This window comes from Alteromonas sp. KUL49, from assembly GCF_006538345.1.
Classification (GTDB): domain Bacteria; phylum Pseudomonadota; class Gammaproteobacteria; order Enterobacterales; family Alteromonadaceae; genus Alteromonas.
Map to the genome: position 1 here is coordinate 212,640 of NZ_BJKL01000003.1, position 15,086 is coordinate 227,725.

The 15,086-nt window shown below is 43.3% G+C and carries 14 protein-coding genes, 3 tRNA genes and 1 pseudogene; 16 read left to right on the forward strand and 2 right to left on the reverse strand.

All coding sequences use genetic code 11. The features are described from left to right. The first annotated feature begins 72 nt into the window (after positions 1–72). The 9 genes and pseudogenes from EYS00_RS06660 to EYS00_RS06700 all read left to right on the forward strand — a co-directional run bounded on the left by EYS00_RS06660 (position 73) and on the right by EYS00_RS06700 (position 8,029). Positions 73–930, forward strand: a complete 858-nt coding sequence (locus EYS00_RS06660) for a sugar phosphate isomerase/epimerase (RefSeq protein WP_130635784.1) — start codon at positions 73–75, stop codon at positions 928–930. A 148-nt stretch (positions 931–1,078) separates the two neighbouring features. Next, on the forward strand, positions 1,079–3,178 hold the full coding sequence (gene ovoA, locus EYS00_RS06665; RefSeq protein WP_130635785.1) for a 5-histidylcysteine sulfoxide synthase: 2,100 nt from the start codon (positions 1,079–1,081) through the stop codon (positions 3,176–3,178). A 222-nt stretch (positions 3,179–3,400) separates the two neighbouring features. Then, positions 3,401–4,044, forward strand: a pseudogene (gene uvrY, locus EYS00_RS06670) (UvrY/SirA/GacA family response regulator transcription factor). Continuing rightward, the gene (gene uvrC / locus EYS00_RS06675; RefSeq protein WP_130635786.1) at positions 4,044–5,864 is read left to right on the forward strand and encodes an excinuclease ABC subunit UvrC; all 1,821 of its coding nucleotides are present in this window, start codon (positions 4,044–4,046) and stop codon (positions 5,862–5,864) included. Before uvrY ends, uvrC begins: the two are co-directional and overlap by 1 nt. Positions 5,865–5,994: 130 nt before the next feature. Continuing rightward, complete coding sequence (gene pgsA / locus EYS00_RS06680; RefSeq protein ID WP_130635787.1) at positions 5,995–6,561, forward strand: CDP-diacylglycerol--glycerol-3-phosphate 3-phosphatidyltransferase; 567 nt, start codon at positions 5,995–5,997, stop codon at positions 6,559–6,561. 172 nt (positions 6,562–6,733) lie between these two features. Beyond that, positions 6,734–6,809 (forward strand) — tRNA-Gly (locus EYS00_RS06685). A gap of 6 nt (positions 6,810–6,815) precedes the next feature. Next, a tRNA-Cys gene (locus tag EYS00_RS06690) sits at positions 6,816–6,889 on the forward strand. A 65-nt stretch (positions 6,890–6,954) separates the two neighbouring features. After that, a tRNA-Leu gene (locus EYS00_RS06695) sits at positions 6,955–7,041 on the forward strand. A 205-nt stretch (positions 7,042–7,246) separates the two neighbouring features. Then, positions 7,247–8,029 carry a hypothetical protein gene (locus EYS00_RS06700; protein ID WP_130635788.1) on the forward strand — a complete coding sequence of 261 codons (783 nt, stop codon included), beginning with the start codon at positions 7,247–7,249 and terminating at the stop codon, positions 8,027–8,029. A gap of 35 nt (positions 8,030–8,064) precedes the next feature. On the opposite strand, the gene EYS00_RS06705 is transcribed toward EYS00_RS06700, so the two are convergent. Further along, a complete protein-coding gene (locus tag EYS00_RS06705) occupies positions 8,065–9,399 on the reverse strand; it encodes an MATE family efflux transporter (RefSeq protein WP_130635789.1) in 1,335 nt (444 codons plus the stop codon). A 25-nt stretch (positions 9,400–9,424) separates the two neighbouring features. Next, the gene (locus EYS00_RS06710) at positions 9,425–9,877 is read right to left on the reverse strand and encodes a MarR family winged helix-turn-helix transcriptional regulator (protein WP_130635790.1); all 453 of its coding nucleotides are present in this window, start codon (positions 9,875–9,877) and stop codon (positions 9,425–9,427) included. 157 nt (positions 9,878–10,034) lie between these two features. Between EYS00_RS06710 and EYS00_RS06715 the strand changes: the two genes are divergently transcribed. The 7 genes from EYS00_RS06715 to EYS00_RS06745 all read left to right on the forward strand — a co-directional run bounded on the left by EYS00_RS06715 (position 10,035) and on the right by EYS00_RS06745 (position 14,998). After that, a complete protein-coding gene (locus EYS00_RS06715) occupies positions 10,035–10,793 on the forward strand; it encodes a hypothetical protein (RefSeq protein ID WP_130635791.1) in 759 nt (252 codons plus the stop codon). A gap of 27 nt (positions 10,794–10,820) precedes the next feature. Continuing rightward, on the forward strand, positions 10,821–11,435 hold the full coding sequence (locus EYS00_RS06720) for an alpha-ketoglutarate-dependent dioxygenase AlkB (RefSeq protein ID WP_130635792.1): 615 nt from the start codon (positions 10,821–10,823) through the stop codon (positions 11,433–11,435). Between the two features lie 105 nt (positions 11,436–11,540). Next, complete coding sequence (locus EYS00_RS06725) at positions 11,541–12,224, forward strand: tRNA-uridine aminocarboxypropyltransferase (RefSeq protein ID WP_130636019.1); 684 nt, start codon at positions 11,541–11,543, stop codon at positions 12,222–12,224. 101 nt (positions 12,225–12,325) lie between these two features. After that, on the forward strand, positions 12,326–12,820 hold the full coding sequence (gene tpx / locus EYS00_RS06730; protein WP_130635793.1) for a thiol peroxidase: 495 nt from the start codon (positions 12,326–12,328) through the stop codon (positions 12,818–12,820). Positions 12,821–12,835: 15 nt separating this feature from the next. Continuing rightward, positions 12,836–13,630, forward strand: a complete 795-nt coding sequence (locus tag EYS00_RS06735; protein WP_130635794.1) for a sulfurtransferase — start codon at positions 12,836–12,838, stop codon at positions 13,628–13,630. A 19-nt stretch (positions 13,631–13,649) separates the two neighbouring features. Next, positions 13,650–14,363 (forward strand): NAD-dependent deacylase, encoded by a 714-nt coding sequence (locus EYS00_RS06740; protein WP_130635795.1) that lies wholly within the window; start codon positions 13,650–13,652, stop codon positions 14,361–14,363. A gap of 2 nt (positions 14,364–14,365) precedes the next feature. Beyond that, on the forward strand, positions 14,366–14,998 hold the full coding sequence (locus tag EYS00_RS06745) for a LysE family translocator (protein ID WP_130635796.1): 633 nt from the start codon (positions 14,366–14,368) through the stop codon (positions 14,996–14,998). Positions 14,999–15,086 lie beyond the last annotated feature (88 nt).

Below are 15,086 nucleotides of genomic sequence, written 5' to 3' on the forward strand. Positions count from 1 at the left end.
GGGTAAATCTTTGATTGTGCGTTAAGTTTACAAACTGATAACAAATCCAAGTGACAGGCAAAAGAGGACAATATGGCTAAACGAAGGGGTATACTAACCACAATTAAGGCACTAAGTGCGTGCCTTGTTCTTTCATCTATGGCTCAAGCTCAAGAGCTTGGCGTACAACTCTACAGTCTGCGCCACCAAATGGCAGAGAGCGTTCCCGATTCAATTGCGCAACTCAGTGAGTGGGGCATTCATGCAGTAGAGGGTGGTGGGAATTTGTATGGTCATTCTGTGAGTGATTTTAAAGCTATTCTCGACAAGAACCACATTCAGATTGTTAGTGTTGATACCAATTATGAAGAAGTGAGAGATAACCCCATAGCTATAGCGTACAAAGCACAGTTTTACGGCGCCAGATTCGCTACGTTTTATTGGATCCCACACAATGGTGAATTCACAATAGAGCACGCAAAAGAAGCGGTGGACATCATGAACAAAGCTGGGGCTCTGCTTAACGAGAACGGAATTACACTTCAGTATCATCCACACGGCTACGAATTTGGTGCTTATGGAGACGGTACGATTTTGGACTACATGCTAGAAAACGTTGAAAATGCCAAGTTTCAAATGGATGTGTTCTGGGTAAAACACGGTGGGCAAGATCCCGTAGCCATGCTCAATAAATATCCGGGTAAATTTACCTCGCTTCATATTAAAGACCGAGCCCACGGTACACAAAATACGTTAGACGGCAAAGCCGATCCAGAGACCAACGTAGTGCTCGGGCAAGGGGATATTGGTATTCCCGAGGTACTTGCCACTGCCCGTCAGCACGGTCTTGCGTATTACTTCATCGAAGATGAGTCTTCGAGAGTGTTAGAGCAAATTCCGGAAAGTATGAAATTTTTTATGGAATTGAATGGTCAAAATATTCCTAACTAGAGTAATCACTAGTATCTGGACCCGAAATGCGAAACATCGAGTTTCGCAGTTTTTTTTATCTTACTTTTATGCATAGCCTAGACTGTTACCTAGAAGTAACACTTGTATGGTTTTATTGCGGGGATAGAAAGCATCTACTGGAGGAATAATGAAGTCGTTGCGTACACTACACTTGTCTGAGGGAAGCCCCGAACAGAAAAGAAATGAACTTCGTGAGTATTTTTTGGATTCTTTTGACACTTACGAGTCACTTTTCAGCGTGCTAAATCACAACGACGCATTCTACCAAAGGCCCGAAAAGCTCCGTCATCCGCTGATTTTCTATTTTGGTCATACAGCCACCTTTTTCGTAAACAAGCTCATGTTGGCTAAAACCATTTCAACGCGCATCAATCCGAAGTTTGAAGCTTTATTTGCTGTGGGTGTCGATGAAATGAGTTGGGACGACTTAAACGAGCGAAATTATGATTGGCCCAATGTTGAGGAAGTGTGGGCGTACCGCAATACGGTAAGGGATTTGGTGTTATCGCTCATTGAAACTCTACCGGTATCATTACCCATAACCTGGGAAAATGTGTTTTGGCCCATCGTGATGGGTATTGAACATGAGCGCATTCACCTAGAAACCTCTTCTGTTTTGATTCGACAGTTAGATTTAAAATGGGTGAACCCAAGCGAAGATTGGCCAGTGTGCACAGTATCTGGCCCCACACCGGCTAACCGCTTTAAGCCAGTGCCATATGGTGCGGTAAAAAGAGACAAACCTCTCGATGATAGCTACTACGGATGGGATAACGAATACGGTTTCCACTCGGCAGAAGTTGATCGCTTCGAAATGACTCAGCAGTTAGTCAGCAACGGTGAATTTCTTAATTTTGTGAAGGATGGTGGGTATTATACCGATAAGTACTGGGAAGATGAAGGCAATCAATGGCGCACCTACACCAAAGCTGAACACCCCACCTTTTGGCGAAAAACTGAGGGCGGTTACGTTTACCGCAGTATGCTTGAAGAGCTTGCGTTACCCTTGGATTGGCCCGTTGATGTTAACTATCATGAGGCCAAAGCCTACTGTAATTACATGAGTGAAAAACTCGGTGAGAGCGTTAGGCTACCAACCGAAGACGAATGGTCTCGTATGGTTGATTATAGCGGTTTCAAAGGCCGTCTGTTTGAAGAGGGTCTTAATATAGGGCTTGGTAAATACGCATCAAGTGAGCCCGTAATCAATAATAAGCAAGGAGAGTTCTTCGATATTGCCGGCAATGTATGGCAATGGACTGAAACGCCCATTTATCCCTTTGACGGCTTTAAAGTTCACCCCTTATACGACGACTTTACAACGCCCACTTACGACAACAAACACAATTTGATCAAAGGTGGCAGCTGGATCTCTACGGGCAACGAGGCTAGTAAAGACAGTCGCTATGCTTTTAGACGTCACTTTTTTCAACATGCAGGATTTAGAATGGTGAAATCAGACACTAAAATTACCGTCACAGATTTCGATTACGAAAGTGATACGCAAGTGTCCCAATACTGTGCGTTTCATTATGGCGCCAATCGATTAGGCGTAGAAAACTTTGCCAAAGCCAGCGCTGAATACTGTATTGCACAAAACCACGGGAAATCTTTTGGTCGCGCATTAGACTTAGGTTGCGCCGTCGGCCGCGCGAGTTTTGAACTTGCAAAGGTATTTGACCACGTTGACGGCATTGATTTTTCTGCACGATTCATAAAAACCGCTATATCCATGCAGGAACGTGGCGAAGTGCGCTATAACACGATCACTGAAGGCGAACTAACTCACTTCAACGTTAACAAAGCCTCTGATTTAGGGCTTGTTGACGTGCTCAGCAAAGTGAATTTTCATCAAGGGGATGCGGGAAACTTAAAACCGCAGTTTGATAACTACGACCTAATATTCATGGGTAACCTCGTGGACCGGCTATCAAACCCTGCCGAAGTGATAAAAGAAGTGATTAAAAGGGTCAATGTTGGTGGACTGCTTATTATCGCTTCACCGTTCACGTGGCTTGAGGAATACACTCCCCGAGAAAACTGGTTGGGCGGCTACAAGGATGACTCTGGCGAGACCCTGTCGAGTACGCAGGCGTTAATTGATACCCTGGCAAATAGTGCTGAACTAGTGAGTGAACCTCAAGAAATCCCCTTTGTTATCGCGGAAACTCAGCGAAAACATCAATACACCTTCTCTCAATTTAATGTGTTCAAGCGAATTTTGTAACAATCTATTCAATTAAACGACTCCCTTCTTGCTGAAAATGCTTAAATTATAAACGTTTACATGCTCAGGAGAGGGGATTCACCCCCTAAATACGCTAAATAAATATCCACGAACAAAACATCACTTCACGAAAATGAACAGCGTGGTATGATGTTCATCACCAAACAACAATTACTACTAAGAAAAGTAAGCGTTTGGCTAATGTAGTGAGTGGGAAACGCCGTGATAAAAATAATCCTAGCAGATGACCATGATTTGGTTAGGGGTGGCATACGTCGGATATTAGAAGACGTGAGTGATTTTAAGGTGATTGACGAAGCCAAAAATGGTGAAGACGCAGTCAAACTTTGTCGCAAAAATGCTCCCGATGTTGTGTTAATGGATGTCAATATGCCAGGGATTGGTGGTTTAGAAGCAACCAAAAAATTCTTCGCATGTCTGAAAATACACGCGTTATATGTTTCTCTGCGCATAAAGAAAATCCAATTCCGTCGCAAGTGATGAGTGCGGGAGCTTATGGGTTTCTAACTAAAGATGCAGAGCCAGATGAAGTTATACGTGCGATTTATAAAGTGCACTCTGGACAGAAATATCTCGATAACGATATTGCTCATAGTATTGCTATAGGTGCACTTAGCCCTTCCGAAGAGAGCCCCTTTAACGATCTGTCAACTCGAGAGCTAAACATAGCCTTGCAGTTATCTCGCGGAAAACGCGTGCCTGATATAGCGTCTGAGCTAAATATCAACGCTAAAACAGTCAACACTTATCGTTACCGTATGTTCAAGAAGCTGCAAGTGGAAAATGACGTAGAACTGACTCACCTTGCGTTGCGATACAAGTTGATAGACGCCAACGTTCTGTAATGGCCGATACTTTTGACTCTGCTGCCTTTCTAAAGAATCTAACCCATCAGCCTGGTGTGTACCGAATGTACAACCAGGCGAAAGAAGTTATTTACGTAGGAAAGGCGAAAAACCTCAAGAAACGCGTCTCGAGTTACTTTCGTAAAACCGTAGATAATGCCAAAACTCAATCTTTGGTAGCGCAAATAGCGTCTATGGACGTCACTGTAGTCAACAGTGAGACCGAAGCCTTTCTCTTAGAAAACAATTTCATCAAAAAATACCGTCCGCGATACAACGTGTTGCTTCGTGATGACAAGTCTTATCCGTTTATTTTGCTGTCGAATCACAAACATCCGCGACTCGCATTTCATCGAGGCAGTAAACACAAAGAAGGTGAAGTCTTTGGGCCTTACCCAAATTCATGGGCGGTGAGAGAGAGCTTACGCTCGATGAATCGTATTTTTCCAGTTCGTCAGTGTGAAGACACGGAATATCGCGCCCGCAGCCGCCCTTGCTTGCAATATCAAATGCAGCGTTGCAGTGCGCCCTGTGTAGAAGGCTATGTGACGGATGAGGAATATCAAGAACAAGTGAATTTGGCCCGATTGTTTTTAAAGGGTAAAAACTCTCAGGTCATCGGCAGTTTGGTTGCCAAAATGGAAAAAGCCAGTGAATCACTGAACTTTGAAGCGGCGGCTCGGTATCGCGATCAAATCAGCGCACTGCGCAAGGTTCAAGAGCGCCAGTGGGTCGAGGGTAACCAGAATGAAATGGATGTATTCGGCTTCGCAATGAAAGGCAATATGGCATGTGTGCATGTGATGTTCATTCGTCAAAGCCAACTGTTGGGCAGCAAAGCCTTCTTCCCTAAAATTCCAGCCAATGAAGAATCTGCAGCGATTTTCGAAGCGTTTCTTTTGCAATTTTACCTTGCCGGTAACAAAACTATTCCCAAGCAGATCGTGTTGCCGATGGAAGTAGATGATGAATCAGGTATCAAGACCGTCCTCAGTGGCGAAGCCGGCTATCAAGTGTCGTTCTTCAAAGGGGCGCGGGAAGAAAAGCGTCACTACCTCAAATTAGCCAATGACAATGCGCTTACTGCGATTGAAGCTAAGTTTATCGAGCAAAAATCCGTACACAGTCGGTTTATTGCCCTCGAAACTAATCTAGAGCTAGAGACTCCAATCGCTAGAATGGAGTGTTTTGATATTAGTCACACGGCAGGGCAACAAACCGTGGCGTCGTGTGTGGTATTCAATCGTGATGGTCCCCATAAAGCCAGTTATCGTCGATACAATATTGAAGGGATCACACCCGGTGATGATTATGCTGCCATGGCTCAAGCGTTAAAACGTAGATATAAATCGGTAAAAGATGCCGAGAACATTCCCGACATTTTAGTCATTGACGGCGGTAAAGGGCAGTTGGCTCAGGCAGAGGCCTTTTTCGAAGACTGGCCATTAGATAAAACACCTATGCTCTTGGGTGTTGCCAAAGGAACGACCCGTAAAGCTGGCCTTGAAACTATTTTCCTTGCCGGAAATTACGAAACTGTGCCGATGGAATCAAACGATCCTGGCTTGCACCTGATTCAACATATTCGAGACGAATCACACCGATTTGCCATCGCAGGGCACAGAAATAGACGTCAAAAGGTGAAGAATACGTCTACGTTAGAAAGCATTCCGGGTATTGGTGCCAAGCGACGACAAAGTCTGCTGAAATACATGGGTGGATTACAAGGTTTGAAAGAGGCAAGCAAAGACGAAATTGCCAAAGTGCCTGGTATTAGCGAAGAGTTGGCAGATACGATATACACCTACTTGCATCACTAGTGTGATTCACAGAAGGATTTTTAAGAAATAAATGTTACAGTAGCCAAAGGCAACGCAAGTTTAGTTTTCGATAATATAAAGACGTTGCAAAGATATCAGCGCTTTTTATACCTCACAACGAGAAGTAGTAATGTGGACAATTCCTAACGTAATCACCCTGTTTCGGGTGCTTTTAATTCCTGTATTTGTAGTTATCTATTTTTTAGATTGGCGTTGGGCACATGAAGTAGGGGCTTTAATTTTTTGGTTGGCAGCTATCACCGATTGGTTTGATGGCTACTTGGCGCGCAAACTTCAACAATCAACGCCATTTGGCGCGTTCTTAGATCCAGTAGCAGACAAACTCATCGTGGCAGCAGCGTTACTTATGATCACACACAGTTATGCCACGCTATGGATAACCATTCCCGCTGTTATTCTATTAATTCGCGAAATATACGTCTCGGCCTTACGAGAATGGATGGGGCAACGAGGAGTGCGCGAAGCCGTGAAGGTGTCGTTTATCGGAAAGGCAAAAACCACTGCGCAAATGTTAGCATTAATTGGTTTACTTTCCGGATTAGAAACCTTTATGGGCGTGACTATTTACTGGGTCACCCTTGGTTATGTGCTACTTTACCTAGCTGCCGTGTTGTCTTTGTGGTCGATGATTCAGTACAGTATTGCCGCTTGGCCACACTTAAAGGGTGATAAATAAACACTGCTTTGATCGCTATATGGACAATCTGAATAAAATTCCTGCAAACGATACAAAAATAAGAATTTACTGGGATTTACGTATTGACAGTTTGTCCGTTGAAGGTAGAATGCACCCCACATTTCGAGACGGCAACAGCAAAAACGAAATGTAGCAGTAACTTAAATTGAATGCGGGAATAGCTCAGTTGGTAGAGCACGACCTTGCCAAGGTCGGGGTCGCGAGTTCGAATCTCGTTTCCCGCTCCAATTTATGGCGGAATGGCAGAATGGCTATGCAGCGGATTGCAAATCCGTGGATCTCGGTTCGACTCCGGGTTCCGCCTCCACTTCAAGCTACGCCAAGTAGCTAGCAGGAACCAACCTGTACCAACTGCACACGCAGTACCCCAATGCCCGGGTGGTGAAATTGGTAGACACAAGGGATTTAAAATCCCTCGCTGGTAACAGCGTGCCGGTTCAAGTCCGGCCCCGGGCACCATTTTCAAATTCGATCTTTATCAGCTTTTATTCTCGATATTCAAGACTCGTTGTTTATTCATAATTTATTATTTATAACATTGGATTGTTTCGTACGTTCATCTTGAATACTCTCCCAAAACAAATAAAAATATCGCATATAGAACTGTTCATTAACGAAGAGAAAAGGCAGACTTTAAATTTGCATAAATAGGAAGAGAAACGACATGGATAAGTTGCTAAATAAATTTAGAATCGTACTCGCATTGCTAATACCATTCTTTTTTTCGTGTTCCACCATAGCTCGTTCCGAGCTATCTAATGAAATAATTGAAGAACGGCTTCCACCCGTCTTATCCATAGAATCTAGATTATTTCCACATGGGACGATCGTAGAGTTTACCGTTGAACATAGGTCGAGCGGGCCCGGTAGTTACATTGTTCAGAGGAAGTATGAAGGCTCTGAATGGGCAGATGTTAGCGGGCTTTTTAAAACTATCTTAAAAGATGGCTTTTTGGTTTATATGATTTCTGAGGTCGTCGACTCGAGTCTCTCGGGCGTACAATATCGTGCTACTGATTGCAATGTTAAAGGTTGTTCTCCTTGGTCTAGCACCACGACTCCTATTGATATAAAGACTTACAATAGAGATATTTCGGATGCGAACGCTAACGAAATCAGAGACGACGTAGAGGCGTTAATCGATCATTTAACCTATCCAGGAGGGTATGAGCACGCATATGCAATGTACTACGCACATGCACTTCAGGAGTTGGTTGATAAAAACTACAACTTGAGCGCCGATACATACATCAATATGGTAGGAATGACAGAGGCTCTGATTTGTACTAGTGACCCAAGCATTATCAATCACGTCAAAAGCGTAATTCTAGACTCAAACGAAGCGTTGGATAGATACTTAAAAGTAACAAATGAGTACGTTAATTCTCGTTATAGTAATTGGGACAAGCCAAATCGCTGCACAATTTCACCTGTTCCTGTTCGGTAGGTTTGAATTTGTTTACGTCATTGAATAAACCGAATTTACACACCAATTTTCCTCAATTGCCCTTTCGCTAAATACAAATTCAATGTCATTTGCACTAGCACTGTTGCTGCAGATAAATACCAGACTTGTTCGATGTGAAAGTTAGGTTGTGACGTTAGCCACACAAGTGGAATGATAAACGCGACGAGACGCAGCGAACTGCTTAATAGCCCGGGCCAAGTATTGCCAATACCTTGAAATAGTCCGGTACAGCTAAAAATAATTCCCGATGGAACAAAATTAAGGCAGATAATAGTTAGGTATGTTTCTGCTATTAACGCCACTTCTGTGTCGTTCGTAAAGAAGGTTACAACGTATTCGGCACTGAAGAAACAACACACCATTACCATGCACATTAGAGCACTGCTCATACCCAATGACCATCTAAAGCTTTGTTTGACACGCTGCGGTAGACTAGCCCCCACGTTTTGACCAACTACTGCGGGTAGGGCAAAAGCCACCGCCATAGCAGGTAGCATCATGGCTTGTAAAACCCTTGTTCCCAATCCAAATGCAGCTGTGGCGTTTGAACCAAAGCCCTGTATAGCCCAGTAGACAAATGCTGCGTTAATAAAGATGAGTAAAAACTCGGCGCCAGCGGGAAAGCCGATTTTCAGCAATTTGCGAATGGTAGTTTGCTTAGGTATCCACTGTGAGAAATCTACTGAAACATACTGTGTAAATTTTTCAAAATATCGCCACAATACAACCACTGCAAATATCATAGAAATTGAGCTTGAGAGGCCTGCACCGGCCACTCCCATGGGATAGCCTGTAATCCAGCCCTCAATCAATATAGGTGTAAGAATAATATTTACTACCAATGACAGCATTTGTACCTGCATTGCGGGTTTAACAATACCCGTACCGCGCATGGCTGCCGACATTGCCACTAAAGAAAATTGAAGCGCTAAGCTGGGTATAACATAGTAAAGGTAGGTTGTACCCTCAGTTCTCACTTGTGTATCGGAAGACAGGATATTCATGTAGGTATGTGCGCAGCTGTATCCCAAAACTAGCGTGACCAATACCATTGCCATAGATACCATCAACGATTGATTAAACACTGAATTGGCATCTTTTCTATCTTTACGGCCTACTGCGTGGGCGATAAGCGTACCTGTACTTACGTTTAGCATTTGCGTAAGTGCAAGTATGAACATCGAAAGGTTGGCTGCAGCGCTCACACCGCCAAGCGATTGCTCGCCAAGACGACCAACAAAGTACAAATCAATTAACAGGTAGCAGGTTTGAACGAACATACCGATAGCAATAGGCATCGCCATTCTAACAATATGCTTTGGAATTGAACCTTTAGTAAGATCTTCCATGATTTCCTCAATTTGTTGCTACAGGCTAGTCGAGTTGAGTTGCATCTATTGCCGAAAGGTGAAGGGTAGAGAGTAAACCCAAACACTGTTCCGCTTGTTGTTCATTCATCATGTTAGTCACTTTTTCAGCACCAAATTCAATACTTTTTGTTGCATCAGTGTACGTTTGCTGTCCTGCCTTTGTAAGGCGAACCAAGCTTACTCTTGCGTCTCTCGCTTTGGTGGCCTTTTCAACCAATCCTACTTTTTCCATGGGTGCTAATAGTCGAGTAACACCTGATGCTGTTAGTCCAATACTACTAGCCAACGACGCACGCTTGAGTGTGAAATCAGAGGTTTGACTTAGGCGATGTAATACTAGCCACTCAGTAAAACTCAAACCATGATAGGAAAGGGCACTTTCAAGGGGTTTTAATACCTGACCTTGAGTTTTTACCAACGTGAGTATGAGCTGCATTGAGTTTGATAAAGTCGACATAGTTTAAAATCCGATTTGATGTGATTGCATGATGCTTGATCACTCAAGCTTTTGTCAATCTTTTAATCTGGGATGTCTGCTTTCGGTTGTGTCGTTTAGAATGTAATCTACAGATTATCTTTCTTAATTGTGACAGCTTATTTAGCTAAGGACTGGCGTGGGTAAAGTACTTAAAACTATAGGTTTATTTGGATTATTGAGCTTTGCTAGCTTGTTTTCAGTAACATTTGTTTCTCCCGAAAAAGTTGAAGAGTCAGCAAAGGGATTTGTTACGCGCCAAATTGAATTTGAAGTTCGAGAGAGACATCAAGACTTTGCAGAATCTAGGTTTAGCGAGTCTGCATCGCTTATTGTAGAAAACCTAGCCCGTGAAAAAACGCAAATCTATACAGATTTGGATGATCAGCTACCTAAAAAAATTGCTCATATCATTGGTTCTATGTGTGGTTATGATTGCGAAAAGAAAAAGCATATTGAGCAGCTGATTACCTCTAGTTACCTCGGTAGGCTCAAATCAATTGAAGTTGCTGAGAGCACGCTAAGTGATGTTGTCAAGGGCAAGTACGTTGAAATTGTCGGCAGTCTTCAGTTTGACCTGCGGGTATTCCTTGGCGTAAACAGTGTAATGTTCTTTATACTCCTCGTTATCTCCTTATTGAACCCCCGTGCAATAAGGCACTTGTTTATACCGGGGATCTTGTTAGCTTTAGCTACCTTTGTCAGTTCGAACATATATATCTTCGGTCAAGACTGGTTTTACACTATTCTTTATAATAATTACATGGGCTTTGGATACTTAGTTTACGTATCGATAATATTCGGTTTTTTAATCGATATAACTTTCAACAAAGCACAAGTAACTTCTCTGGTATTAAGCGCCATAGGCACTGTTATTGACTCCGTATTTTCGTGCTAATTTAAAAACAAGTGGATTTAAGTTGTAATGGATCTCTTCGAAAAATTAGAAGACTCTCGTCAAAACCTACTACCGTACGACGGTACAGTGCATTACTATGGCAATGTGATGTCTCAAAAAGATGCTGGCGAGTTGTATTCGTCTTTGTTGATGACAATCGATTGGCAAAACGATCGCTCGATGATCTTTGGTAAAGAGATAATCACTAAACGCAAGGTCGCATGGTACGGCGACAAGCCTTTTAGCTATACCTATTCGAAAGTCACCAAAACTGCCTTGCCCTGGACTCCCGAACTCAAAGTGCTAAAGAATTTAGCTCAGGAAGAAACGGGCGAAACGTACAACTCCTGCTTACTGAATCTTTATCACGACGGTAGCGAAGGGATGTCATGGCACAGTGATGGCGAAAAAGAACTCAAAAAGAATGGCGCGATTGCCTCTATGAGTCTGGGGGCACAACGCAAGTTTGCTTTTAAACACAAGCGCACAAAAGAAACGATAGCGCAGTTTCTAGGCCATGGCAGCCTTCTCGTTATGAAAGATGACACCCAAGCTCATTGGCTACATCGTTTACCGCCGATGAAGGCGGTAACTACGCCGCGTATCAATCTGACTTTTCGTACGATTGTCGACCGCTATTAATCCCACAAAAATAAACTGTCTCTGTTGGTTCATACCCTCGGAAATCACTATATAATCTGCCTTTTGAGTTGAGAGTAGTTCTGCGCCGTGCATCAAAATTCCGTCATGCGTTTACGAAAACAGGAATTAGCTAAATCCACACGAGAGTTTTCTGCCCGAGGAAGCCGTGTTATTCGTTGTGAGGAGTGTTTGTTACCCACAAATAATTGCTTGTGCAAACAAAAGCCAACGCCCTCGGGTGACTGTGCAGTGGTAATGTTGATGTACAAAGGTGAGTACTACAAACCTACCAATACTGGGCGACTTATTGCCGACGTTGTTGAGAACAATCATGCATTTGTTTGGCATCGCACTGAGCCTCAAGAACAACTATTGGCGCTATTAAACGACTCAGATTTTCAGCCTTATATTGTATTTCCTCACGAATATGCGTTGGACGAACCCTGCGTTTCAGAAGTCACTAACGATGCACTGCGCAAACCGTTATTTATTTTTTTGGATGGTACGTGGCGTGAAGCAAAAAAAATGTTCACTAAAAGCGATTATTTGCGGGGAATACCTGTGTTGAGTATTCCAACGGATCAGGAGTCAGAATATAAACTTCGTGAAGCCAGTCATGGTTTTCAACAATGTACTGCTGAAATCGCCGTCGACATATTGAGACTCGCAGGGGAGACACAATGTGCCGAAAACCTAAAAACCTATTTCCACTATTTTAGATACCATTACATCAAAGGTAAGCCCCATATCGACGACATTCCTCACCCTGATGAAAGTCAACCTGTGTGAGCGCACTATTAAATAACAAAATAGTCATTAACTTGTACTTGCTTCACCCCTGATTTTACTCATATAGTTGCAGTTTCACTCACTGTTATAAAGGAATCACAATGGCAACAGTAACTTTTCAAGGCAATCCTGTTCAAACTATCGGCGAACTACCAGAAGTTGGCGCACAAGCTCCAGAATTTACACTTGTAGGTGCTGATTTAGGCGACATCACGCTAGCGGGATTAGCAGGAAAGCGTGTAGTACTTAACATTTTCCCTTCAATTGACACTGGCACATGCGCAACATCGGTACGCACGTTCAACGAAAAGGCTGCGAGCCTAGACAACACAGCAATTATTTGTGTTTCTGCTGACCTTCCTTTCGCTGCCGGTCGTTTTTGTGGTGCCGAAGGTATCGAGAGCGTGTCAACCGGTTCTACATTCCGTAGCTCATTTGGTGAAGATTATGGTGTAACGTTTGAATCTGCACCACTTACTGGTTTGCTTTCTAGAACTGTTGTTGTTATCGATACTGACGGTAAAGTGTTGTACACAGAACAAGTGTCTGAAACCACTGAAGAGCCTAACTACGACGCAGCGCTAGCTGTACTTTAATTCGGAGTTAGTTGAATGCTTGTACAGGGAATAAACAGTGCTCAGGTATTGCCTGTACGAGCATTAATGAACAACCCCATTACCGTAAAAGAAGACACCAGAACGCTTTCATCTATACCCAATAGCCTCGATATTGATATTGACGCGGGCGGCAGTGACCATTCCAAAGGCTTGCCGCATATGATGCCTTCCTCTGAGGTATTGTTGAGCCACTTTAAAGGTGGTGCAATTCCAAACCTTCCTGTTGTGGTTTACGACAATTGGGGAATGTTTTGTGCTCCACGGCTTTGGTGGATGCTCAAAGCCATTGGTATGCCACACGTATGGTTACTCGATGGCGGCCTTCCTGGTTGGCACTCAAACAACTCTCAAAACTCAGCTGAACTACCGGAAGGATTATTAAACGTCAATCAAGATAATGTTTGGTTTGCGTCGAGTGACGATATTCTAAAAGAATTAGATTCTCCTACCCAAATTATTGACGCGCGTGGTGCAGGGCGTTTTTACGGTACGGTTCCCGAACCTCGGGCTGGAATGAAAAGTGGTCACATACCGGGCTCTTTCAATATTCCTTTTGGGAATCTGTTGGACGACGGTCGTTTTAAATCCGTATCTGAACTTAGGCAGGTTTTTGAACAATCCGACATAGACTTATCTGCCCCCATTATTACCAGTTGCGGCTCTGGTGTTACCGCATGTATTGTTGGCGTTGCAGCTATTCTATGCGGTGCGGTCAATGTAAAGGTATATGATGGCTCATGGTCAGAGTGGGGCAGTGACGCATTCGATTTCCCTGTAACCAAAGGCTAAGTAATCCTGACTAAGTGCTATGAAAGAAAATATTGTCATACTCACCGGCGCAGGTATCTCTGCTGAATCAGGTATTAAAACTTTTCGTGACAGTAACGGTCTGTGGGAAAACCATGCTATCGAAGATGTAGCAACGCCAGAAGGTTTTGCACGCAATCCAGCATTAGTCTATCGATTCTATAACGCGAGGCGCGCACAGCTTCACGAAGAAAATGTGGTACCTAATTTAGGTCATAAATCGTTAGCTCAGCTTGAGCAACACGATGGATTTAATGTGGCCATCATTACTCAAAACGTTGATAATTTGCATGAGAGAGCGGGCAGCAAAAAAGTGCTTCATATGCACGGCGAGTTGCTCTCAGCATTATGTAGGTATTCTAATCAGCGTACCTATTACGATGCTGACTTCGATGAAAGCACCGAGTGCTCATGTTGTCAGCGTAGCGGTGGGTTACGGCCAGATATCGTTTGGTTTGGAGAAATCCCCATGTATATGGACGAAATCCAAACGCTTATTGAACAAGCTAATCATTTTGTTGCTATTGGTACATCGGGCCAGGTATATCCAGCAGCAGGATTCGTGAATTTTGCTAAACAGTTGGGAATAACAACGACCGAGATTAACTTAGAGCCAAGCGACAATAATTATCTTTTCGACCATACCTATGTAGGTCCTGCCAGTGAAGCGGTACCTCGGTTCGTCAGCGACCTTATTACTAATAAAAATAACTAATCATGCCTTATTTAAATGAATTTTTGACTATCGCTTTTGTTCACCTTATTGCTGTTGCAAGTCCAGGCCCTGATTTCGCTATTGTTGTTCGAAACAGCGTGGCCTATGGGCGTCGAACAGCCATGTTCACAAGTGTGGGAATTGGTTTAGGTATACTAGTACATGTCGCTTATTCATTAGTCGGTTTAAGTGTAATTATTGCAACCACTCCTTGGTTATATGACACCATTAGCTACTGTGCTGCGGCTTATCTTGTCTACCTTGCTATTGGCGCGTTACGCAGTAAACCTCAAGCAAGTAATGCCTCAAATGAAGAAGAACATGCGCGTGCTGTTGATTCAATTACCACTAAAAAGGCCTTGTGGATTGGCTTTCTCACTAATGGCATAAACCCCAAAGCAACACTGTTCTTTTTATCTTTGTTCACTGTACTTATCGATATAAACACGCCCATCGTCGTCAAGGCGGTTTACGGCATATATTTGGCCTTCGCTACAGGCGTGTGGTTTTGCTTTTTATCCTATTTGCTCAGTACTCATAAGGTCGCAAATTTTATTGGCGAAAAAGGGTATTGGTTAGATAGAGCGATGGGGTTATTACTGCTCGGATTAGCAGCAAAATTAGTGCTAGGGTAAACCAAGCATACAAATTTCACATCGTCTTAAGTTTGGGGTCGTATCTCAAGTCATGTATAATCTTGCCCGACCAGATAGTTGTTGTAAG